Source organism: Pantoea sp. DY-15 (assembly GCF_019795935.1).
GTDB classification, from domain to species: domain Bacteria; phylum Pseudomonadota; class Gammaproteobacteria; order Enterobacterales; family Enterobacteriaceae; genus Pantoea; species Pantoea leporis.
The window spans coordinates 374802-398119 of record NZ_JAIMIF010000005.1; the positions used below are offsets into that span (position 1 = coordinate 374802).

Below are 23318 nucleotides of genomic sequence, written 5' to 3' on the forward strand. Positions count from 1 at the left end.
GCCTTAATGAGGACGAATTATGTATAACACCCTGGGCAATCAGTACGATAACTCCCTGGTTTCTAACGCTTTCGGTTTCATGCGTTTTCCAGTGAACTTCCAACCTTACGACAGCGATGCTGAGTGGGTGATTACTGGCGTTCCTTTCGATGCCGCGACGTCAGGTCGTCCAGGCAGCCGTTTAGGTCCGGGTGCAATCCGCCAGATTTCCACCAACCTCGCATGGGAAGGCTGCCGCTGGCCGTGGGACTTCGATCTGCGTCAGCGTCTGAACGTGGTGGACTGCGGCGATCTGGTTTATGCCTTTGGCGATTCACAGGATCTCTCAGACAAACTGCAGGCGCACGCCGAGAAACTGCTGGCGAACGGTAAACGCATGCTGACCTTTGGTGGTGACCATTACGTCACGCTGCCGCTGCTGCGCGCGCACGCTAAGCACTTTGGCAAAATGGCGCTGGTTCATTTCGATGCGCATACCGATACCTATTCCAACGGTCCAACCTTCGATCACGGCACCATGTTCTTCACCGCGCCGAAAGAGGGTTTGATCGATCCGCAACATTCCGTGCAGATCGGTATTCGTACCGAGTTTGATAAGAGCCTCGGTTTCAATGTGCTGGATGCCGCACAAGTCAACGATCGCAGCGTTGATGACATTCTGGCGGAAGTGAAGCGCACCGTTGGCGATTTGCCGGTGTATCTGACCTTCGATATCGACTGCCTCGATCCCGCCCACGCACCGGGCACCGGTACACCAGTGATTGGCGGTCTCAGCAGCGATAAAGCTACTAAGCTGATTCGCGGTTTGCAGGGCATGAACATCGTCGGCATGGATCTGGTGGAAGTGGCGCCGGGCTACGATCACGCCGATCTCACCTCGCTGGCCGCAGCCACACTGGCGCTGGACATGCTGCACGTGCAGGCGGCAAATAAAGGTTAATCCTTTTACCTGCGGCTACACTTTATGGCGGTTAATTAATCTGCGGAGGCGACTATGGGCTTACTGGACGATTTAGTTGGATCGCTGGGAAACAGCAACGGAAGCGGGCAGGGCAATCAGATGCAGCAGCTGATGGCTATCTGGAACTGGGTGCAGGAGCAGGGCGGCGTTGAAGTGCTGCTGCAGAAGTTTCAGCAGGGCGGACTCGGGCAGGTGCTGAATAGCTGGATTGGCAGCGGCAGTAACCAGTCAGTTGATGGCGGCGAGATTCAAAATGCGCTCGGTCAGGATCAGCTGCAGTCGTTGGCGGATAAGCTTGGCACCGATGTAAATGGTGCGTCCGGTACGCTGGCTGCCATGTTGCCGCAGGTGATTGATAAGCTGTCGCCGCAGGGCCACATCGATACGTCGAATACCCAGGATTTGGGTGCGATGGTAGATGGGTTGTTTAAGCGCTGATCTTAGCCCGCTGTCCCCCTCCTCAGTCCTCCCCCATTTATGGGGGAGGAAGATGCTGCAATATATACGTTTAGATGTTGCATGTAGCAGCGTCTCCTTCCCCCGTTAACGGGGGAAGGCCGGGATGGGGGACAGCAAACACGATCTATTTCCCAGCCGCAATGCGCTCACGAATATGCTGGGCGCGGGCTTCCGAATCCGGATGCGAGTCAAACATCGAACTCTGTCTTCCTTGCTCCAGTTTCGCTAGCTTCTCAAAGCTGGTCGCTAATCCCATCGGATCGATGCCGCGCTTTTTCAGCAGGTCGAACGAGTAGTCATCGGCTTGTGTTTCCTGAGTTTGCGAGAATTGCGCATTCACCAGCTTTTCGCCCATTTCACCCAATTGTGATTGTGACAGCGAGCCAATTACGCCGCCGACGGAAGCCGCAGCGGTGCGCGTTGCGGTGGTCGTCAGCGCCACCTGCATCGCTTTGCGCGTATGGCCCAGCGCGACGTGGCCCATTTCATGGCCCAGCACACCTTCGACTTCGTTATCGGTCATCATATCCATCAACCCGCTATAGACGCGGATACAACCGTTCGCCATCGCCCAGGCGTTAACGTCTTTGGTCTGATAAACCTTGTAGTTGGCAGGCACGCCGTTGATGTTGTCGCCTAGCGCCGCCGCGATTTTGTTCAGGCGCTGCTGGTATTCACTGTTAGCGGGCGCAACCTGATTGTCTTTATCCATCTGCGCACAGGATTGATCGCTCAACTCTTTCACCTGCGTATCGTTCAGCGCATAGGCCTGATAAGCCTGCGCACCCGATTGTAGCAGCGCGTTGTTATCAAACCCTTCGCAGCCGCTCAGCAGCGAAGCCATTCCCAGAGCAACAATTGTGGCTCTCATTTTCATATCGGCATCCTTTGGGTAACAAGGTAAAGAAAACAAACACCTGAAACTGGCCCAGGTGTTTAAACGCTTTGGTTATAGCTCGCATGTTGTTCAATGACTAGCAGACAAGCCCGGAAATGCAAACGGTTACCCGTGATTTAGCACCCAGATGCATGTACTTTTGTCCTGATTTTCATGTACATTGATGTGCGACTTTTTTCTCGCTTCGCCTTATAACTGATTAATTACAATAAGTTAAGCGTGGCGGAGCATTAATCCGACCTGGAGTAGAAGATGCCCTCTCGTAAAGAGCTTGCCAACGCCATTCGCGCGTTAAGTATGGATGCAGTACAGAAAGCCAATTCGGGACATCCGGGTGCCCCAATGGGCATGGCGGACATTGCCGAAGTGCTGTGGCGTGACTTCCTGAACCATAACCCTACTAACCCGCTGTGGGCAGACCGCGACCGCTTTGTGCTGTCGAACGGTCACGGCTCAATGCTGATTTACAGCCTGCTGCACCTCACTGGCTATGATCTGCCAATGAGCGAGCTGCATAACTTCCGTCAGCTGCACTCTAAAACTCCAGGCCACCCGGAATACGGCTACACCGCAGGCGTTGAAACCACCACCGGCCCGCTGGGTCAGGGCATCGCTAACGCAGTGGGTTTTGCCATTGCCGAGCGCACGCTGGCAGCGCAGTTCAACCGTCCGGGTCATGACATCGTAGACCATAACACCTATGTGTTTATGGGCGACGGCTGCATGATGGAAGGCATCTCACACGAAGTCTGCTCCATCGCCGGTACCCTGAAGCTGGGCAAACTGGTTGCCTTCTACGATGACAACGGCATCTCCATCGACGGTCACGTTGACGGCTGGTTCACCGACGACACCGCCAAACGTTTTGAAGCCTACGGCTGGCACGTGGTGCGCGGCGTGGACGGTCACGATGCGGACGCGATTAAAAAAGCGGTGGAAGAGGCCAAAGCGGTTTCCGACAAGCCTTCGCTGCTGATGTGCAAAACCGTGATTGGCTTCGGTTCGCCGAATAAAGCCGGTACGCACGACTCGCACGGCGCGCCGCTGGGTGCCGATGAAATCGCGCTGACCCGCAAGCAGCTCGGCTGGAACCACGGTCCGTTTGAAATCCCTTCAGACATCTACGCGCAGTGGGATGCCAAAGAAGCCGGCCAGGCGAAGGAGTCCGCGTGGGACCAGAAGTTTGCCGCCTACGCCGCCGCGCATCCGGAGCTGGCTGCCGAGTTCAAACGTCGCGTCAACAATGAGCTGCCGGCGAACTGGGCCAGCGAGTCGCAGAAGTTCATCGAGCAGCTGCAGGCCAGTCCGGCGAAAATTGCCAGCCGTAAAGCCTCGCAGAACGCCATCGAAGCCTTTGGCAAAATCCTGCCGGAATATCTGGGCGGCTCCGCTGACCTCGCGCCGAGCAACCTCACCATGTGGTCCGGCTCGAAGCCGATCAATGAAGATGCGGCGGGCAACTACATCCATTACGGCGTGCGCGAGTTCGGTATGACCGCGATCGCCAACGGTATCGCACTGCACGGCGGCTTCCTGCCGTACACCGCCACCTTCCTGATGTTCGTCGAGTACGCGCGCAACGCCGCACGTATGGCCGCGCTGATGAAGATCCGTCAGATCATGGTGTACACCCACGACTCGATTGGTCTGGGCGAAGATGGCCCGACGCACCAGCCGGTTGAGCAGATGGCCAGCCTGCGCGTGACGCCAAACATGAGCCTGTGGCGCCCGTGCGACCAGGTTGAGTCAGCGGTGGCGTGGAAGTACGCGATTGAACGCGTGGACGGCCCGTCGGCGCTGATCTTCTCGCGTCAGAACCTGGCGCAGCAGGATCGTAGCGCTGAGCAGCTGGCTAACGTGGCGCGCGGCGGTTACGTGCTGAAGGACAGCGAAGGTACGCCAGAGCTGATCCTGATCGCCACCGGTTCAGAAGTGGAACTGGCGGTAGCGGCGTTTGATCAGCTGACGGCGGAAGGCCGCAAGGTGCGCGTGGTGTCTATGCCATCCACCGACGCCTTCGACAAGCAGGACGCGGCGTACCGTGAATCCGTGCTGCCAAAAGCGGTTGCCGCACGCGTGGCGATTGAAGCGGGTATCGCGGATTACTGGTTCAAATACACCGGCCTGAACGGCGCGATCGTCGGCATGACCAGCTTCGGTGAGTCAGCGCCTGCGGATCAGCTTTTCAAAGAGTTCGGCTTCACCGTTGAGAACGTGGTAAACACGGCGAAATCGATTTTGTGATTTGAGGTCGCCATTAATGGCGACCCTACAGAGTGGGTATAAAGGGTGCCCCAACTGGGGCACCCTTATTGTTTCACTGCCTCCAACCTGAAACGGTTCAATTATTCCTGAAGTAATAATTCATCAGTGCAAAATTTGTGACGTAGATCCAATATTCAGCCACTCACTTGATCGCAATCATTCCCGTTATTCCTCTCTTGCATTACTCTAGCTGAACCGTTTCAGTCGTGAATAAAATCGTGCATCTCACTCATGTGGGTAAGCAATAATTCCCTGTACAAACCGGTGTGAAACGCTCAGGCTAATCGGCACGTTTTTTCGGGTGTGGTTGAAGGTAGAGATGACCGTTCGCGTAGCAATAAATGGTTTTGGTCGTATCGGGCGTAATGTGTTGCGTGCCCTGTATGAAACCGGTCGCCGGGCTGAGATCACCGTGGTCGCCATTAATGAGTTGGCAGACGCCGCCGGTATGGCGCATCTGCTGAAGTACGACACCAGCCACGGTCGTTTTGCCTTTGATGTGCGCCAGGAGCGCGATCAACTGTTTGTTGGCGACGACACCATTCGCATCCTGCATCAGGCTGAAATTGATGCGCTGCCGTGGCGCGAACTGAATGTGGATATCGTGCTGGATTGTACCGGGGTGTACGGTAGCCGCGCTGATGGCGAAGCCCATTTGGCGGCGGGTGCGAAAAAAGTGTTGTTCTCGCATCCGGGCGGCAACGATCTCGATGCCACAGTCGTGTTCGGTGTTAACGAACAAGCTCTTAAACAAACTGACCGCATTGTCTCCAACGCATCCTGCACCACCAACTGCATTATTCCGGTGATCAAGTTGCTGGATGACGCCTTTGGCATTGAGTCGGGCACCGTGACCACCATTCACTCGGCAATGCACGATCAGCAGGTGATCGACGCCTATCACAGCGATCTGCGTCGTACCCGCGCCGCCAGCCAATCGATCATTCCGGTAGATACGCGTCTCGCTGCTGGCATTACCCGTATTTTTCCGAAATTTAACGATCGCTTTGAGGCGATTGCCGTGCGCGTGCCCACCATCAACGTGACAGCCATTGATCTGAGCGTGTCGGTGCGCGAAGCGGTGAAGGCGTGTGAGGTCAACGCGTTGCTGCAAAACGCGTCAGAAGGGGCGTTTCGTGGTATAGTTGACTATACGGAATTACCGTTAGTCTCAGTAGATTTTAACCATGATCCGCACAGTGCCATAGTCGATGGCACGCAAACGCGGGTCAGTGGTCATCACCTTATCAAAACGCTGGTTTGGTGTGACAACGAATGGGGCTTTGCTAACCGCATGATCGACACCACGTTAGCAATGGCCGCAAGCGGTTTCAGGTAAGACGCGGACTGCGTCTGGCAAAACTTATGAGAATCAACGAGAGGGTTCACCATGTCTGTAATTAAGATGACCGATCTGGATCTTGCTGGTAAACGCGTTCTGATCCGTGCCGATCTCAACGTGCCAGTGAAAGAAGGGAAAGTGACGTCAGATGCACGTATTCGTGCTTCTCTGCCTACCATCGAAGCGGCGTTGAAACAGGGCGCGAAAGTGATGGTTACCTCTCACCTGGGTCGTCCGACCGAAGGTGAATACAACGAAGAGTTTTCCCTGCTGCCGGTTGTTAACTACCTGAAAGATAAACTGAACGGCACCAACGTTACCCTGGCAAAAGATTACCTCGACGGCGTTGAAGTCGGCGCGGGCGAATTGGTTGTGCTGGAAAACGTGCGCTTTAATAAAGGTGAGAAAAAAGACGAAGAAGGGCTGTCGAAGAAATATGCCGCACTGTGCGACGTGTTCGTGATGGATGCCTTCGGTACCGCGCACCGCGCACAGGCTTCTACCCACGGCGTGGGCAAATTTGCCCCAATCGCATGTGCCGGTCCGCTGCTGTCAGCTGAGCTGGAAGCGCTGGGCAAAGTGATGAGTAATCCAGAGCGTCCGCTGGTTGCTGTGGTTGGCGGTTCTAAAGTGTCGACCAAATTTGATGTGCTGCAGTCGCTGGTGAAGATTGCTGACACCGTGATTGTCGGCGGCGGTATCGCGAATACCTTCGTGGCTATCGATAACAACGTCGGTAAATCACTGTACGAGCCAGACTTCGTCGAAGCAGCAAAAGGTCTGCGTGATCAGTTTGGTATCCCGGTTCCTACTGATTCTCGCGTAGGCACGGAATTCTCTGAAACTGCCCCGGCAACCGTGAAAAAGGTTTCCGAAGTGGCGGATAACGAAGAGATTATGGACTTCGGCGACGAAACCGCACAGGCGATGGCCGCGATTCTGAAAGGCGCGAAAACCATTCTGTGGAACGGTCCGGTTGGCGTGTTCGAGTTCCCGAACTTCCGTAAAGGTACCGAAATCGTGGCAAATGCAATCGCCGATAGCGATGCATTCTCAGTGGCAGGCGGCGGCGATACGCTGGCTGCAATCGATCTGTTCGGTATCGAAGATAAGATCTCTTACATCTCTACCGGCGGCGGCGCATTCCTCGAGTTCGTGGAAGGTAAAAAACTGCCAGCAGTTGCTATGCTGGAAGAGCGCGCGAAGCAGTAACTCTTTGGGGGCGACGCTTGGGCGTCGCCTGAAGGCTAGCCCTTTATGGGGCACACAAATCGCAATCCCTTCGGGGATGAACGGTAACGAAACGGGACACAAACATGTCTAAAATTTTTGATTTCGTAAAACCCGGCGTTGTCACTGGTGACGACGTTCAGAAAATTTTCCAGGTAGCGAAAGAGAACAAATTCGCTCTGCCAGCAGTTAACTGCGTCGGCACGGATTCTATTAACGCGGTATTGGAAGCTGCGGCCAAAGTGAAAGCGCCGGTCATCGTTCAGTTCTCCAATGGTGGTGCTGCCTTCATCGCCGGTAAAGGTTTCAAAACCGACAAGCCGCAGGGCGCGGCTATCTTCGGCGCTATCGCGGGTGCATACCATGTGCATCTGATGGCTGAACAGTACGGTGTGCCAGTAATCCTGCATACCGACCACTGCGCCAAGAAACTGCTGCCATGGATCGACGGTCTGCTGGACGCGGGTGAAGAGCACTTCAAGAAAACCGGTAAGCCGCTGTTCTCTTCTCACATGATCGACCTGTCTGAAGAGTCACTGGAAGAGAACATCGAGATCTCTTCTAAGTATCTGGCGCGCATGGCCAAACTGGATATGACCCTGGAAATCGAACTGGGTTGTACCGGTGGCGAAGAAGACGGCGTGGACAACAGCCACATGGACGCTTCTGCGCTGTACACTCAGCCAGAAGATGTTGATTACGCTTACACCGAGCTGAGCAAAATCAGCCCACGTTTCACCATCGCTGCTTCATTCGGCAACGTGCACGGCGTGTACAAGCCAGGCAACGTGAAACTGACGCCGACCATCCTGCGTGATTCTCAGGAATACGTGACCAAGAAACACAATCTGCCGCACAACGCGCTGGACTTCGTGTTCCACGGTGGTTCAGGTTCTTCTGCTGCAGAAATCGAAGAGTCTATCGGCTACGGCGTGATCAAGATGAACATCGATACCGACACCCAATGGGCAACGTGGGACGGTATTCTGCAGTACTACAAAAAGAACGAAGACTATCTGCAAGGCCAGCTGGGTAACCCAAATGGTTCAGATAGCCCGAATAAGAAATATTACGATCCACGCGTGTGGCTGCGTTCTGCTCAGGCTTCAATGGTTGTTCGCCTGGAGCAGGCTTTCAAAGAGCTTAACGCTGTCGACGTACTGTAATTTTTCCGTACAGTACAAAAAAGGGCCCGCAAGGGCCTTTTTTTATGCGTCTCATCCAGAAAATCCCACGAATTCAGGCCATTTTTGGCGCTTCGCCTTATTTTTGTTTACCCTTGTATTCGGAGTGTCGGAGTCAATCTGGCAGTTTTTGGCAATTTCCTGCGGGAAACTTAACTACAGGGCTAACAAATGGAAGACTTAAACGTCGTCGACGGCATAAATAGTGCGGGTGGATGGCTGGTACGTAATCAGGCGTTGATCCTGAGCTATGCGGTCAATATTGTGGCGGCGATCATTACCATCATCATTGGTATGTTCATTGCGCGCATCGTCTCCAATGCGATTAACCGCGTTCTGCTGGCGCGTCATATTGATGCGACTGTGGCAGATTTCCTTTCTGCAATGGTGCGCTACGGAATTATCGCTTTTACCGTCATCGCTGCACTGGGACGCGTTGGCGTACAAACTGCCTCGGTGATTGCCGTGCTGGGTGCTGCCGGTTTGGCGGTGGGTTTGGCCTTGCAGGGTTCGCTGTCGAATCTCGCGGCGGGCGTGCTGTTGGTGACCTTCCGTCCGTTCAAAACCGGTGAGTTTGTCGATCTCGGCGGCGTGATGGGTACCGTGCAGAACGTGCAGATTTTCTCCACCACGCTGAAAAGCGCCGATGGCAAAATCGTGGTGGTGCCAAACGGTAAGATCATCGCTGGCAACATCGTCAACTATTCGCGCGAACCGATTCGTCGCAACGAGTTCATTATCGGTGTGGCTTACGATGCGGATGTCGATCAGGTTATTAGCCTGTTGCGTGAAGTGGTTGATGCGGACGAGCGCGTACTGCAAGACCTCGGCGTACAGATCGGCCTAAATGAACTGGCGGCTTCATCGCTCAACTTTGTGGTGCGTTGCTGGAGTAAAAGCAGCGATCTGCAAAACGTCTATTGGGATCTGATGAAGAACTTCAAACGTACGCTGGACGCGAACGGCATCGGCATTCCTTACCCGCAGATGGATGTGCATCTGCATCAGGTGAAGAGCGAGCAACAACAGCCTGCACGCAGCGAATAATAGAGAAGGGCACCTGCGGGTGCCTTTTTTATTACTCATTCTAATAGCCTATTAAATATTTCAATTTCCTCTAATATCTTCGCGTCACTATACTGCATCGCATCTCCCCAGTTATTAAGGTTATTTCCGTGTTATCTGTTTATTTACAAGGGCTTGCCCTTGGTGCTGCGCTGATTTTGCCGCTAGGCCCACAAAATGCTTTCGTGATGAATCAGGGCATTAAGCGCCATTACCATCTGATGACCGCATCGCTGTGTACCATCAGCGATATCGCATTGATCTGTGGTGGGATTTTTGGCGGCAACGCGTTGCTGAATCAATCGCCTCTCTTACTGATGCTGATCACTTGGGCGGGCGTGGCGTTTTTGCTGTGGTACGGTTGGGGCGCGCTGCGCAGTGCATGGCAAGGTGATGTGTCGCTGGCTTCCGATGCGGAGATAAAGCAAGGGCGCTGGCGTATCATCGCCACCATTCTGGCGGTCACCTGGCTCAATCCGCATGTCTATCTCGACACCTTTGTGGTGCTCGGCAGCCTCGGTAGCCAGCTTCCCTCTGAAGACGCGCGTCGCTGGTTTGCGTTTGGCACCGTGAGTGCGTCAATCATCTGGTTCTTCGGCCTGGCGCTATTGGCCGCGTGGCTGTCGCTGCGGCTGCGCACCGTGCGGGCGCAGCGCATTATCAATTTGCTGGTCGGCGGCGTGATGTGGTTTATCGCCATTCAGCTGGCGCGTCAGGGCATTGCTGCTCTCTAATGCAGATGTAGTCCGTACAGTGCGGGCAGCGCGCCCGCACTGGCGAGCAACTCCAGCCGAATCTGACTAAAACTCACGCCTTCTGGCAGCATGTGATGGCACAGCGAGTGATGATTTTCCGTCACGTCTGCCAAAAGCATCTCATCCAGCCATACGCGATAATGTGTGGTGCAGTGCGGCGTCACAGCCTGTGCGTGGCCCATTTGCACCGTTTCCATCGCATGGTCGAAGTCGTTGTCAAACAGCAAGGTAATGTATTTCGCCTGCTGCGGTTCATTCCAATGCCAGCTGACGTTGGGATGCGTGTCATCCTGCGCCGGCACCCAGCAATTGGTGTGCTGTTCCGGGCGCAGCTTGCCGTTGAGCAGATAATCGCGATGCCAAAGCTGCAGCGGCTTTTCCAGAGCAAAGGCCAGCAGGATTTGCTGTGGAGCCCGGCGCGGCAGCCAGAAATCAAACTCATCAACGCCATAATCTCCATCGTTAATCTGACGTGTGCGTTTCGCCACGCGCGTATTCAGACTGTTGAACACCATCATCACGCCCGGCAAACGCTGGCTGGTTAATGCAACCTCAATCGCAGCGTTCTCCTCAAAGGCGATAAACAGATAGCGATCACATTCGGCGCGATAATCAAAGTTCAGTCGATAAGTGCCTTGTTCAGTAACCGTGATGCTTTGCGTGGCCAGATGACAATCGCCGCAGGTATTCGCCGGATTAGCGCTGGTGAGCAGCGATGCCTGTAATTTCTGCGTGTTGGCGGCGCGCAGCTGCACGCTGATTGGCGGCAAACGTTCGCCCGCTTTGAGCGGCAGCAGTAACGCACAGCGGGATTTCAGCGGCTGCCAACCGGCATCGGCAGGCAGGGCGCACAACTGTAAGGTGCTGCTCACCATGACATGCGCATCGCGCGCTGGGTTGGCCAACGGATGTCGAGGAATAAACGCACCCTGACGCAGCAGATGCTGCTGCAGCTGCCCAACGCGCTCAGGCTGCGCCAGTTCGGCGGGCGTGATCTGCTGTTGCTGGCACAGCGCCGCCGCGCGGCCCACCACTTCGCCCAGCACGCCGCAGGTGCACATGACGCGTGCGCTGCCAAAGGCGACGTGCGTAGCGGAGATCAGTCGGCCGGTGAGCAGCAGATTGTCCAGCGACTGGCTGTAGAGCGCGCGGAAGGGAATGGTGTAAGTCCCTTTGCTGTGGAACTGACGACAGCCATCGTGTTCGCTGTAGACGCCGTCGGCCGGATGCAGATCAATCGACCAGCCACCATACGCTACTGCATCATAGTGGTCGCGTTGTTCGATGATGTCCTGTTGGCACAGCATCGTCTCGCCGAGAAAACGCCGGCTCTCGCGCTTGCCGGGAATCAGGCCCACCCATTCGATGGTGAGGTTATCGGCATCGGGAAATTCCCCGGAGTTTTTAATGTAATCCCACACGCCCCAGACAATTTTCCACAGTTCCCACTTGATGGTTTCGCTCTCATGCACGGTATCGAGCCGTCCGCCCCATTCCAGCCACCATAAATCGCAGCCGTTCAGCTCTGAACTCAGCCGTTTATAGCGCGGAATGGCGGTGATCTCTTTCAGTGCGAAAGAGGGCGCAACGAAGCGTATCGGTTGTGCCGTGCGCTTGGTGTAGAAGTAAATGGAATGACCGAGCTTGTGGCCGAAATTCTCGCCCGGCGCCATCTTCTCGCCAAACTCCTCCACCGATTCCGCGCCCACGCGATGCGCCGCACCGGCCAGATAGCCCAATACGCCATCGCCGCTGGCATCGATAAATTGTGTAGCCGAAACCCGATAACGCGTTTGATTAATGGCGTTAAACGCCTGCACTGACAGCAAACGGCGGCCAGATTTTTCGATATCGGTCACCACCGTATTGAGCAGCAAAGTCAGGCCGGGCTGCGCCTGTACGATGTCCAGCAGCACCATATCGAACAGTACCGGATTGCCCTCTTTATTGCGCCACAGGTTCTCCTCCATGATCTCGCCCATGATGCCGCCTTCGCGCGCCCAGCGATTGTTATTGCCCATGTGTGAGGTCGCACCGTTGGCCCACAAGCGCACTTCGCTGGAGGCGTTGCCGCCCAGCACCGGGCGATCCTGAATCAGCACCACATCAAGGCCATCGCGTGCGGCGGCCAGCGCGGCACACACGCCCGCCAGTCCACCGCCGACGATCAGTAACTCCGCTTGTAGTCGTTGTTGCGGAAAGTGGCGCTCATTTTGCGTAGAGAAAGTCTGCATCATTTCATTCCTCTGACTCTAAGGCTAAGATTGGAGTTTGCCCGCCGCAGGTGATCTATGTCTTCTCAACCGAACCAAAGCCTGATTGACGGTATTCGCTGTCTGCAATATCTGGTGTCCAGTGACAAGGCCGTGGGTTGCCGTGAACTGGCGCGCCAGATGGGGATGAACAGCACGCGTGTGAATCGACTGCTGATGACCATGGCGTCGATTGGACTGACGACGCAGGATGAGCATCGACGCTATCTGCCTGGCCCCGGTATTCACGCGCTGGCGGCACAGGCGATTCGCGGATCTTCGCTGTTCGCGCAGGCGTTGCCGCAGCTGGAACGCCACGCGCCGCGCGATATCGTGGTGGCGCTGGGCGTGCTGTGGGAGGATCAGGTGATCTATATCTGGCACTCGGAACCCGGTGAACGCATCAACGCCAGCCAGGCGCTGGCCGGTTTCCGTATGCTGCCCGCGTGGCAATCGGTGATTGGCGTGTCGTTGCTGGCGGCGGAAAGTGACGAGGCGCTGCGCCCGCGTTTTAGCGAAGAACAGTGGCTGCAAATCGCGCCGCTGCTGGCGCGTAAGCGTGCTGAGGGTTACCTGATCTGGCATCGCGATGATGGCGAAATCAGCATGGCGCAGCCGATTGATCACAATCGCGCGGCATTGGCGTTCGCCAAAATCTGGCAGGACGATGAGGCGCACCTCGCGCAGCGCCTGCAACAGTTGCAATCGCTGGCGCAAACCGTGTTCACCCCGCGCTAACATGATCGATTTTCCCGACAATAAACAGGTAACTGCAGATGCCAATCGCGGCCAGCACGGCGATAAATGCCAGGGCTGGCGCGAAGTTATCGCCGTCGATTAACGCACCAATGGCAATCGGCACCACGATGGATGACAGCGCACCGGTAAAGTTAAATACGCCGCCCGCCAGACCAATCAAGTGGCGCGGTGCCAGCGCCGTGACAAACACCCACGTAATGGTCGCCAGGCCGTTGCCGAAGAACGCCAGCGACATAAACAGGATAATCAGCGTGGAATCGTCGGTGTAATTGGCACCAAGGATAAACAGCGTCAGGAACAGGCCGAGGATCACCGGCAGTTTGCGCGCCACGCTGGCGGAGACGCCACGACGTATCATGCGATCCGAGGCAAATCCGGCCAGCAGCACGCCGCAAAAGGCGGCGAAGTAGGGCACCGAAGCCACATAACCGCTTCTGATGAAGCCCATGTGGCGATACTCCACCAGATAAGTTGGGAACCAGGTGAGGAAGAACCAGAAGGTGGCGGAAATGGTGAACTGGCCAATATAGATGCCGACCAATTTGCGACTGCGGAACATCTGCGCCAAATCGCGCCAGCGCGCTTTAGGTTGCTGTGTATTTTGTCGACTCTCCAGCAGCGCACCGTTGTCGCGAAGATAGCTGAGCTCAGCTTGCGACACGCCTTGATGTTGATTCGGCTCGCGGTAGAGCCAATACCACACCAGCGCCCAAATCATCCCCGCGACTCCGGTAATCAGAAACAGTCCGCGCCAGCCAAATGCATCCTGCAGATGAAACAGTAGCGGCGTCATGCAGGCCAGACCGACAAACTGCGCTGAGGAGTAAATACCAATTGCACTGGCGCGCTCTTGCTCCGGAAACCAACTGGAGATCACCCGATTGTTGGAGGGCATCACTGGCGCTTCAAAGGCGCCGACGCCGAGCCGCAGACCAAACAGCGCGCCAAAGCTGTTGGCAAGCGCATGCAGCGCGGTGATCAGCGACCAGGCAAACAAACCGATGCCATAGACCACGCGCGCACCCAGGCGATCGATGAGGAAGCCGCCGGGGATTTGCAGCGCAGCGTAGATCCAGCCGAAAGCAGAGAAGATCAATCCCATTTCCATCGGAGTGAAGCGCAGTTCACCGGCCATTGCTGTAGCAGCAACCGACAAGTTAGTACGATCCATGTAGTTGATAATGATGTTAATAAACACCAGACCGAGCATCAGAAAGCGCGTGCGTCCCGCGCGAACGCTAACGGCAGTTTGGCTAAGCGGCTGTTCTGTCATTGGCAACTCTCCCGAACTCAGAGGTGTTTCTTTAATAGAAACGTTTAAGTGTTTTTTTGGCGAATCTGTACCGCTAAATTTGCGATCGCGGCTACGTTTAAAAGGAGATTGCTCGAACTTTTGAGCCGTTTACTAATCAGATAAGCACACATGTTAATGTGTTTTAGGTTTAGCCATAATGGCGACCTGCAAATTGAATCTCTCAAGGAGGACTTTCGTGAAACTGAAAGCACTGGTGCTAGCCGCCGTAATGAGCACGGGCGCACTTTCCGGTTTAGTTCAGGCAGGCGAATTGCCGAATGGACCGCATGTGGTGACTTCTGGACAGGCAAGCGTTGATGCCACGCCAGATCTCGCGACGCTCGCTATTGTGGTGAATGTTTCGTCGAAAGACGCGGCAAAAGCGAAGAAACAAGCTGATGACCGCGTGGCGCAATATTTCGATTTCCTGCAAAAGAACGGCATCGAGAAAAAAGATATTGATGCGGCAAACCTCAGCACGCAGCCGGAATACGATTACACCAAAGATGGCAAATCGGTACTGAAAGGCTATCGTGCCGAGCGTCAGGTACAGGTGACGCTGCGCCAGCTGGACAAACTCAACGAGCTGTTGGATGGCGCATTAAAATCTGGCCTGAATGAAATTCGTTCGGTCGAGTTAGGTGTGGCGAATCCGGACAGCTATAAAGAGAAGGCGCGTAAAGTGGCAATCGCTAATGCTACGCAACAGGCTAACGCACTGGCAGAAGGATTTAACGCTAAGCTAGGCTCGGTTTACAGCATCCGCTATCACGTTGCGAACTATCAACCGATGCCGATGGCGCGCATGTATAAAGCCGCCGCTGCACCTGCTGATACCACCGCGCAGCAAACTTACGAGCAGCAGAGCATTCACTTTGACGATCAGGTGGATGTGGTATTCGAAATCAAACCGAATACGCCGTAAAACTTTAATTCAGGTCGCCATGAATGGCGACCCTACGGTTATTGGGTGCGCATTGATGCGCACCTGCAATCATATGCAACGCATTGCTTAAACGGGCAACACATCCTGACGCAGCACACGATGTCCGTGCGCAATTAGCGCGTCGGTGACGCTGCGCATCAAACGACTTTCAGGCGCAAAGCGGTGCCAGTACAGCATACGACGCTGATACAGGCCTGGCGTCAAATCCACCAGTTCACCTTGCGCCAACTCGCGCTCAATCTGCAGATGCGGAATCATACAGCACACCGAACCCTGACGCGCCAGCTGCACAAAGGCTTCTGACGAGTTGACGATGTGGCAGGGCACGCTGCCCGGCGACAGGTCAAAGTTCTGCTGTAAAAACGCCTGATGCATATCATCCAGATGGTCAAACGCCACCGCCGGCGCTTTCAGCAGCGCAGAGCGCGTCACGCCGTTCGGGAAATAGCGTGCAGCAAAATCAGGTGATGCGCAGAACAGATAATCGAGCGCGCCCAGTTGATCCACCAGACAGCTCGGCAGCGGCTGCGGCTGAATACTCACCGCGCCGACCACTTCACCGCGACGCAGACGTTCCTGAGTGCGGGTTTCATCTTCCACCTGCAAATTCAGGCGCACTGGCGAATCGGCCAGCACGTCTTTCAGCGCGGGTAGCAGCCAGGTTGCCAGACTGTCGGCGTTGACAGCCAGCGACAGCAACAGCGGAGTGGTTCCACCGTTATCATCACCCAGCCATTCCTCTTCCAGCAGCTCAACCTGATGCAACAACGCCAGTAATTTTTGTCCCTGCTCGGTCGGACGCGGCGGCACGGTGCGCACCAGCAGCGGCTGACCAAATAAATTTTCCAGCTGTTTAATACGCTGCGAAACCGCCGATTGGGTGATGCAGAGTTTTTGTGCCGCACGCTCAAAGCCGCGCTCGCGAATCACAGCATCCAGCGCCTGAAGCGTTCGATAATCCGGGCGTTTCATTGTTGTTCTCTCTCGTTCAGGGTGGACGTTACTATGCCATAAAACTGTCAAATTGTGCTGCGGCGCATTTTTGCGGGCTGGCTTCCAAAGCGTTAAATCGGCTGTCTAACAGTCGCGCTTTTTTACAGCGCCTTGTTTTATACTACGCGCACTTCGATGTCGCACAGGTTTTAAACATACCATGACCCAGGATGAACTGAAAAAAGCGGTAGGTTGGGCAGCCCTGCAGTACGTAGAGCCCGGCACCATTGTCGGTGTAGGTACGGGCTCAACGGCAGCGCATTTCATTGATGCACTCGGCACCATGAAGAATCAGATTGAAGGCGCGGTTTCCAGTTCGGAAGCCTCGACGGAGAAACTGAAAGCGTTGGGCATTCACGTCTTCGATCTCAACGAAATTGATGAGCTGTCGGTTTATGTAGATGGCGCCGATGAAATCAATCCGCAGATGCAGATGATCAAAGGCGGTGGCGCAGCGCTGACGCGTGAGAAAATCGTTGCAGCGGTGGCGAAGAAATTCATCTGTATTGCCGATGCATCGAAAGAAGTTGATGTGCTGGGCCATTTCCCGCTGCCGGTTGAAGTGATTCCGATGGCGCGTTCGTATGTGGCGCGTGAACTGGTCAAACTCGGCGGCTTGCCGGAGTATCGCCAGAACGTCATTACCGACAACGGCAACATTATTCTCGACGTGCATAATCTGCGTATTCTCGATCCCATCGAGCTGGAAAAAACCATCAATGCGCTGCCGGGCGTGGTGACCGTTGGCCTGTTTGCGGGACGTGGTGCCGATGTCGCACTGATAGGTACCGCAGAAGGCGTGAAAACCATCGTAAAATGATCTGTCCGGCGCGCGTGGTGCGCCGGTTATTTCCATCCGCAAAACATCTTTTCTCACCAGGCTGAAATTTGGTGACTTATGTCACAAAAGATTCATCAGCAGTAAGTTCGTACTTCGTCTATTAAGGATGTCACGATTTTGTACGGCATTGTGCTGTCTCCGCGTGGGCGCGTGCTGGCTCCCAGGCAATCGTTTGTATTGCTGCGCACGAAATTTTTGATATTTTGACAGAAGGCTACCTTATGGTAGTCCTCATTGAATTCTGAATAGGGTCGGGAAATGGCAAAGGTATCACTGGAAAAAGACAAGATTAAGTTCCTGCTGGTGGAAGGCGTTCACCAGAGTGCGCTGGAAAACCTGCGTGCAGCAGGCTACACCAACATCGAGTTTCACAAAGGGGCGCTGGATGCGGAGTCGCTGAAATCCTCCATCCGCGATGCGCACTTCATTGGTATCCGTTCCCGTACCCAACTGACTGAAGAGATCTTTGCTGCCGCTGAAAAGCTGGTAGCAGTCGGCTGCTTCTGTATCGGTACCAACCAGGTTGATCTCGCTGCAGCGGCGAAACGCGGTGTGCCGGTGTTCAACGCGCCGTTCTCCAACACCCGTTCTGTTGCAGAGCTGGTGATTGGCGAAATGCTGCTAATGCTGCGTGGCATTCCGGAAGCCAACGCCAAAGCGCACCGTGGCATCTGGAATAAAGTCGCCAACGGTTCGTTTGAAGCACGCGGCAAGAAACTGGGCATCATCGGTTACGGCCACATCGGCATGCAGCTGGGTGTGCTGGCAGAGAGCCTCGGTATGCATGTGTTCTTCTACGATATCGAAAGCAAGCTGCCGCTGGGTAACGCCACTCAGGTGCGTCATCTCTCCGAGCTGCTCAACATGAGCGACGTAGTGAGTCTGCACGTTCCTGAAACGCAATCCACTCAGAACATGATTGGTGCCGAAGAGCTGGCGTTAATGAAGCCAGGCGCGCTGCTGATCAACGCCGCGCGCGGTACCGTGATCGATATTCCGGCGCTGTGTGATGCCCTGGCGAATAAACATCTGTCCGGTGCCGCTATCGACGTCTTCCCGGTCGAGCCTGCTACTAACAGCGATCCGTTTAACTCACCGCTGTGCGAGTTCGATAACGTGATCCTGACGCCGCACATTGGTGGTTCAACGCAGGAAGCGCAGGAAAACATCGGTATCGAAGTGGCTGGCAAGCTGGCGAAATACTCCGACAACGGTTCTACGCTGTCTGCGGTTAACTTCCCGGAAGTTTCACTGCCGATGCATGCGGCAAGTGCTAGCCGTCTGCTGCACATCCATGAAAACCGTCCGGGTGTGCTGACCGCCATTAACCAGATTTTTGCCGAGCAGGGCATCAACATTGCCGCGCAGTATCTGCAAACCACGCCAATTATGGGCTACGTGGTGATCGATATTGATGCTGAGCAGGATGCAGCGGATAAAGCGCTGCAGGCGATGAAGGCGATTCCGGGCACCATCCGCGCCCGTCTGCTGTACTGATTAAACAGGGCGCCATTGGCGCCCTTTATTTTTCCTGTTTACGCTTCCCATTGCCACAGTTTCGCTGGCGTCAGTATCGCGGGGAGCGGCACATCCCAGGCAGCAACCGGCAATGCTTCTACGCGCTGACAATCATGTGCGATGCCCACCGGAAGAAAACCATGCTGCTGCCAGTTTTGCAGCGTGCGATCGTAGAATCCGCCACCCATTCCCAAACGTTGGCCAGCATAGTCAAACGCTACCAGCGGCACCAGCATCACATCCAGCTGATCCAGCGTGGCCAGTTGCGTGATATCCAGCGGCGGTTCCGGGATGCGAAGTTTATTTGGCGCGAGTGGCGTTTCTGGCGTGTAACGGATAAACAGCAGATTGCCCGGCGAGAAGGGATGAAGCACCGGTAAGTAAACCTGCTTTTTTTGCTGCCAAAGTTTGGCGATCAGCGGGCGGGTGTTGATCTCTCCATCGACAGATAAAAACAGCGCAATGCGTTGGGCATTAGCGATCGGCGCAATGTTGATGGCGTGTTCAGCCAACTGATCGGCGGCTTGTTCCTGTTGCTCAGACGTGAGATTACGGCGCAAATGGCGCACATGCTGACGGATGTCTTGACGGTCGAGAAGGGAGGGCGCTGGCATGGTATCTAAATCCCCGGAATAATCGCTTCTTAAAAGCGATTATATCATGCGAACCGGGGAAACAGACTTGCTACTAAATGGAGATCTCCGAGATGCCGCCGCAGGCTGTAACCCTTGAACCCTTGGTTCAAGGTGAACATGCCGTCACAACTATTAGGCTTCTCGGACGGACCGAGCATGCGCACAAATTGTGGAGCGTCACATTCTGTTGGTATGAAATATCGGCTCAGGGGACTGGCCCGCTTGCAAACATCTCAGAGAAAATTTACTTCACCGTCACTCTAGCATGAGGACCATGAAGCTTTATTCAAAATTAGGGCCCTGGCGGTCAGTTATGCGACCTTGCTCTACTAACGCTTGTTCAATGGTCTGCTGCAGCATGCGGATACGTTGTTCCATGTTTGCTGCATAGTCGCGCGTCTTACCTTTCTCTTGTGCCAACTCGTGGCAGATGTTTAACGCGGCGATGAACACCAGTTGCTCTGTATTGGTGACTCTAGTGCGAACTTTTAAATCTTGCAACCGTTGATTGAGATCCTCTGCGGCCAGATTCAGCGCATCTTGCTGTTCAGGCGGGCAATTCACTCTTAACGAACGACCAAAAATTTGAATATCTACTGGTTGTGCAGACATGCCACCATCCTAACTGATTACTTCGATCGCATCGCCCTTACCGGTCAATGGGTTGGGAGGTGCGAAACTATATATACCCGAGTTATAAGTTACAACCCCTTTTCTGGAAACCCAGAGGCACCTGGTGGTAGCATAACACGAACTTATTCTGCCAACGACGACCAAAGCTTATGTCTTTACAGAACGCAACGCCGAGTTACAACGCGCTGGCCGCGGCCCTTTCACAGCAGGGCGTGGGCATGACGCCAGCCGAAATGCATGGTCTCCTTTCCGGGATTCTGTGCGGCGGCAATCAGGATACCAGCTGGAAAACCATGGTTCACGATCTCACCAACGAAGGCATGGCGTTTTCGCAGAGCCTGTCTCAGCCGCTGCAGGCGCTGCATGAAAGCTTGACGACCACGCTGGAAGACGAAGGTTTTATGTTCCAGCTGATGTTGCCGGAAGACGATGACATCACGGTATTCGATCGCGCGGATGCGCTGGCCGGTTGGGTAAACCACTTCCTGCTCGGTTTGGGTGTCACGCAGCCGAAGCTGGAGAAAGTGACCGGCGAAACTGGCGAAGCGATTGACGATCTACGCACCATCGCACAACTTGGCTATGACGAAGATGAGGATCAGGAAGAGCTGGAGCAGTCACTCGAAGAGGTGATTGAGTACGTGCGCGTTGCCGCTCTGCTGTGCCACGACACCTTCACGCGTCCGCATCAGCCAACGGCACCAGAAGTACAGAAACCTACGTTACATTAAGCGCGTCAATGCGGGTGCGTTGTGGCCCGTCTTCAACAGGGAGTGCAAACATGATTACCTTGGATACGTTTCAACAACGTCGTCAGGCGCTGATTGCCCGCATGGCGCCAGGCAGTGCGGCGTTAATTTTTGCTGCACCTGAAGTGACGCGCAGCAACGACACCGAATACAGCTTTCGTCAAAACAGCGACTTCTGGTACTTCACCGGTTTTAATGAACCGCAGGCGCTGCTGGTCTTAATCAAAAGTGATGATAAGCACAATCACAGCGTGCTGTTCAATCGCGTGCGAGACCTGACGGCCGAAATCTGGTTTGGTCGCCGCCTTGGCCAGGATGCCGCACCGGAGAAACTGGGAGTCGATCGCGCTTTGCCGTGGGATGACCTCGGCGAGCAGCTGCATCAACTGCTCAACGGCCTGGATGTGGTTTACCACGCGCAGGGCGAATACGCAGAAGCCGATCAGCTGGTGTTCAGCGCGCTGGACAAACTGCGTCGCGGCTTCCGTCAAAACCTTAGCGCGCCCGACACAGTTACCGACTGGCGTCCGTGGGTGCACGACATGCGCCTGTTCAAAAGCGCAGAAGAGATTGAGATTCTGCGCCGCGCCGGAAAAATCAGTGCGCTGGCGCACACGCGAGCGATGCAAGCCTGTCGTCCGGGCATGTTTGAATATCAGCTTGAAGGCGAAATTCATCACGAATTCAATCGCCATGGCGCGCGTTTCCCCTCGTACAACACCATTGTCGGTTCGGGCGAAAACGGCTGTATTCTGCACTACACCGAAAACGAATCGGAAATGCGCGATGGCGACTTAGTGCTGATTGACGCAGGCTGTGAATTCCACGGCTACGCGGGCGATATCACCCGCACCTTCCCGGTCAACGGCACCTTCAGCGAGCCGCAGCGCGCCATCTACGACATCGTGCTGGCTTCGCTCAACAAAGCGTTGTCGATGTTCCGTCCGGGCATCAGCATCCATGACGTCAACGACGAGGTGGTGCGTATTATGATTACCGGCCTGGTCGATCTCGGCATTCTGGATGGCAATATCGATACGCTGTTTGAAGAGCAGGCGCATCGTCCTTTCTTCATGCACGGTTTGAGTCACTGGCTGGGGCTTGATGTGCACGATGTCGGCCATTACGGCACGCCAAGCCGCGACCGCGTGCTTGAGCCGGGCATGGTGCTGACGGTTGAGCCTGGCTTGTATATCGCGCCAGATGCCAAAGTACCGCCACAATATCGCGGCATTGGCATTCGCATCGAAGATGACATCGTTATCACCGCCGACGGCAACGAAAATCTCACCGACAGCGTAGTCAAAGACGCTGACGCGATTGAAGCCTTGATGGCGGCGGCACGTCACGCATGAGCATTTTGATTGCCGGCGGCGGCATGACCGGTGCGACTCTGGCGCTGGCGATTTCACATCTGACGCAAGGCCAACTGCCGGTTACCCTGATTGAGCGCAGCCAGCCCGACAGCCGCGCACATCCTGGCTTTGACGGACGCGCGATTGCCCTGGCGGCTGGCACCTGTCAGCAGTTAGCGGATATCGATCTGTGGCGCTCGCTGGCCGATTGCGCCACGCCCATCACCGATATTCACGTTTCCGATCGCGGTCATACCGGCTTCGTTTCGCTTAAAGCGCAAGATCATCAGTTGCCTGCGCTCGGTCAGGTGGTTGAACTGTTTGATGTCGGCCAGCGGCTGTTTCAACGCCTGCAAAAAGCGTCAGGCGTCACGCTGCGCTGCCCGGATCATGTAACTTCGGTAGCGCGTACGGCGGATAATGTGCAGGTGATGTTGAACAGCGGCGAACAGCTGGCAGGCGCATTACTGGTGGCCGCCGACGGTTCGCGTTCACCTTTAGGCGCGTCCTGCGGTATCACCTGGCAGCGCGACGATTATCAGCAGTTGGCGGTTATCGCCAACGTGTCGACGCAGTTGCCGCATCATTGCCGCGCCTTTGAGCGCTTTACCGAATACGGCCCGCTGGCGCTGTTGCCGATGTCCGGCAACCGCATGTCGCTGGTGTGGTGCCACCCGCTTGAGGCGCAAGCAACGATTAAGCAGTGGGATGATGCGACCTTCCTGCAAGAACTGCAGCGCGCATTCGGCTGGCGTCTGGGGCGCTTCACGCATACCGGTCAACGCGAGCATTATCCGCTGGCGCTGCAAACCGCTGAACGTCAGGTGACACATCGTCTGGCGCTGGTGGGCAACGCGGCGCAAACGCTGCATCCAATCGCCGGACAAGGCTTCAACCTGGGTCTGCGTGATGTGATGTCGCTGGCGGAAACGCTGGCAGGCGCATATCGTCAGCAGAAAGATCCCGGCAGTTTCGCGGTATTACAGCATTTTGCCGCGCGACGTCAGCCCGATCGTGCCGCCACTGTTGGCGTCACTGACGGTTTAGTCCGACTGTTTGCTAACCGCTATGCGCCGTTGGTAGCAGGACGAAATCTTGGGCTGGTGGCGATGGACCATCTGCCTTGGCTACGGAATCCACTTGCCGCGCGCACGCTCGGCTGGGTTAAGCGTTAAGCACGAATT

General features: G+C 55.3%; 21 protein-coding genes and 1 other RNA gene. 15 read left to right on the top strand and 7 right to left on the bottom strand.

What is annotated here, in order from left to right:
- Positions 1-19 precede the first annotated feature (19 nt).
- Together speB and K5Y32_RS19485 are read left to right on the top strand one after the other, a co-directional pair.
- Positions 20-940, top strand: a complete 921-nt coding sequence (gene speB, locus K5Y32_RS19480; RefSeq protein ID WP_128601689.1) for an agmatinase — start codon at positions 20-22, stop codon at positions 938-940.
- Between the two features lie 54 nt (positions 941-994).
- Positions 995-1399 (top strand): YidB family protein, encoded by a 405-nt coding sequence (locus K5Y32_RS19485; RefSeq protein WP_222185516.1) that lies wholly within the window; start codon positions 995-997, stop codon positions 1397-1399.
- A gap of 145 nt (positions 1400-1544) precedes the next feature.
- On the opposite strand, the gene K5Y32_RS19490 is transcribed toward K5Y32_RS19485, so the two are convergent.
- Positions 1545-2297, bottom strand: a complete 753-nt coding sequence (locus K5Y32_RS19490; RefSeq protein WP_101761934.1) for a M48 family metallopeptidase — start codon at positions 2295-2297, stop codon at positions 1545-1547.
- Between the two features lie 273 nt (positions 2298-2570).
- Here K5Y32_RS19490 and tkt point away from each other — a divergent pair, with 273 nt between their 5' ends.
- The 6 genes from tkt (at position 2571) to argO (ending at position 10138) form a co-directional block, all read left to right on the top strand.
- Positions 2571-4562, top strand: a complete 1992-nt coding sequence (gene tkt / locus K5Y32_RS19495) for a transketolase (protein WP_222185517.1) — start codon at positions 2571-2573, stop codon at positions 4560-4562.
- A 340-nt stretch (positions 4563-4902) separates the two neighbouring features.
- Positions 4903-5922 carry an erythrose-4-phosphate dehydrogenase gene (gene epd, locus K5Y32_RS19500; protein ID WP_192236435.1) on the top strand — a complete coding sequence of 340 codons (1020 nt, stop codon included), beginning with the start codon at positions 4903-4905 and terminating at the stop codon, positions 5920-5922.
- A gap of 51 nt (positions 5923-5973) precedes the next feature.
- Positions 5974-7137, top strand: a complete 1164-nt coding sequence (pgk, locus tag K5Y32_RS19505) for a phosphoglycerate kinase (RefSeq protein ID WP_101761937.1) — start codon at positions 5974-5976, stop codon at positions 7135-7137.
- Between the two features lie 104 nt (positions 7138-7241).
- Positions 7242-8321: a class II fructose-bisphosphate aldolase gene (gene fbaA / locus K5Y32_RS19510; RefSeq protein WP_222185518.1), complete on the top strand. Its 1080-nt coding sequence runs from the start codon at positions 7242-7244 to the stop codon at positions 8319-8321.
- Between the two features lie 189 nt (positions 8322-8510).
- The gene (gene mscS, locus K5Y32_RS19515) at positions 8511-9386 is read left to right on the top strand and encodes a small-conductance mechanosensitive channel MscS (protein WP_222185519.1); all 876 of its coding nucleotides are present in this window, start codon (positions 8511-8513) and stop codon (positions 9384-9386) included.
- A 128-nt stretch (positions 9387-9514) separates the two neighbouring features.
- Positions 9515-10138, top strand: a complete 624-nt coding sequence (gene argO / locus K5Y32_RS19520) for an arginine exporter ArgO (protein ID WP_222185520.1) — start codon at positions 9515-9517, stop codon at positions 10136-10138.
- On the opposite strand, the gene K5Y32_RS19525 is transcribed toward argO, so the two are convergent.
- Positions 10135-12393 carry an FAD-dependent oxidoreductase gene (locus tag K5Y32_RS19525; protein ID WP_370635124.1) on the bottom strand — a complete coding sequence of 753 codons (2259 nt, stop codon included), beginning with the start codon at positions 12391-12393 and terminating at the stop codon, positions 10135-10137. The genes argO and K5Y32_RS19525 overlap by 4 nt on opposite strands.
- Positions 12394-12450: 57 nt before the next feature.
- On the opposite strand from K5Y32_RS19525, the gene K5Y32_RS19530 reads away from it, so the two are divergent.
- Complete coding sequence (locus K5Y32_RS19530; protein WP_101761942.1) at positions 12451-13149, top strand: transcriptional regulator; 699 nt, start codon at positions 12451-12453, stop codon at positions 13147-13149.
- On the opposite strand, the gene K5Y32_RS19535 is transcribed toward K5Y32_RS19530, so the two are convergent.
- On the bottom strand, positions 13136-14443 hold the full coding sequence (locus tag K5Y32_RS19535) for an MFS transporter (protein ID WP_222185522.1): 1308 nt from the start codon (positions 14441-14443) through the stop codon (positions 13136-13138). The two genes, K5Y32_RS19530 and K5Y32_RS19535, sit on opposite strands and share 14 nt — an antisense overlap.
- A gap of 217 nt (positions 14444-14660) precedes the next feature.
- Here K5Y32_RS19535 and K5Y32_RS19540 point away from each other — a divergent pair, with 217 nt between their 5' ends.
- A complete protein-coding gene (locus tag K5Y32_RS19540) occupies positions 14661-15389 on the top strand; it encodes an oxidative stress defense protein (protein WP_222185523.1) in 729 nt (242 codons plus the stop codon).
- A gap of 87 nt (positions 15390-15476) precedes the next feature.
- Here the strand turns inward: K5Y32_RS19540 and K5Y32_RS19545 are convergent, their stop codons facing one another.
- Positions 15477-16382 carry a LysR family transcriptional regulator ArgP gene (locus K5Y32_RS19545; RefSeq protein ID WP_008108259.1) on the bottom strand — a complete coding sequence of 302 codons (906 nt, stop codon included), beginning with the start codon at positions 16380-16382 and terminating at the stop codon, positions 15477-15479.
- Between the two features lie 181 nt (positions 16383-16563).
- Here K5Y32_RS19545 and rpiA point away from each other — a divergent pair, with 181 nt between their 5' ends.
- A complete protein-coding gene (gene rpiA, locus K5Y32_RS19550) occupies positions 16564-17223 on the top strand; it encodes a ribose-5-phosphate isomerase RpiA (protein ID WP_222185524.1) in 660 nt (219 codons plus the stop codon).
- 279 nt (positions 17224-17502) lie between these two features.
- Positions 17503-18741, top strand: coding sequence for a phosphoglycerate dehydrogenase (serA, locus tag K5Y32_RS19555; RefSeq protein ID WP_222185525.1), 1239 nt, complete (start codon positions 17503-17505; stop codon positions 18739-18741).
- A gap of 38 nt (positions 18742-18779) precedes the next feature.
- Here the strand turns inward: serA and K5Y32_RS19560 are convergent, their stop codons facing one another.
- From K5Y32_RS19560 to zapA, 3 genes are all read right to left on the bottom strand, one after another.
- Positions 18780-19376 carry a 5-formyltetrahydrofolate cyclo-ligase gene (locus tag K5Y32_RS19560; protein ID WP_222185526.1) on the bottom strand — a complete coding sequence of 199 codons (597 nt, stop codon included), beginning with the start codon at positions 19374-19376 and terminating at the stop codon, positions 18780-18782.
- Between the two features lie 80 nt (positions 19377-19456).
- Positions 19457-19640: non-coding RNA, 6S RNA (ssrS, locus tag K5Y32_RS19565), on the bottom strand.
- Positions 19641-19679: 39 nt separating this feature from the next.
- Positions 19680-20009 (bottom strand): cell division protein ZapA, encoded by a 330-nt coding sequence (zapA, locus tag K5Y32_RS19570; RefSeq protein ID WP_007890288.1) that lies wholly within the window; start codon positions 20007-20009, stop codon positions 19680-19682.
- 170 nt (positions 20010-20179) lie between these two features.
- Between zapA and K5Y32_RS19575 the strand changes: the two genes are divergently transcribed.
- The 3 genes from K5Y32_RS19575 to ubiH are packed head-to-tail and all read left to right on the top strand — an operon-like array spanning position 20180 to position 23309.
- Positions 20180-20761 carry a YecA family protein gene (locus K5Y32_RS19575; protein ID WP_222185527.1) on the top strand — a complete coding sequence of 194 codons (582 nt, stop codon included), beginning with the start codon at positions 20180-20182 and terminating at the stop codon, positions 20759-20761.
- 50 nt (positions 20762-20811) lie between these two features.
- A complete protein-coding gene (gene pepP, locus K5Y32_RS19580; RefSeq protein WP_222185528.1) occupies positions 20812-22134 on the top strand; it encodes a Xaa-Pro aminopeptidase in 1323 nt (440 codons plus the stop codon).
- Entirely contained in the window at positions 22131-23309 is a 1179-nt protein-coding gene (gene ubiH / locus K5Y32_RS19585) for a 2-octaprenyl-6-methoxyphenyl hydroxylase (RefSeq protein ID WP_222185529.1), read from the top strand. Before pepP ends, ubiH begins: the two co-directional genes overlap by 4 nt.
- The last annotated feature ends 9 nt before the right edge of the window (positions 23310-23318 follow it).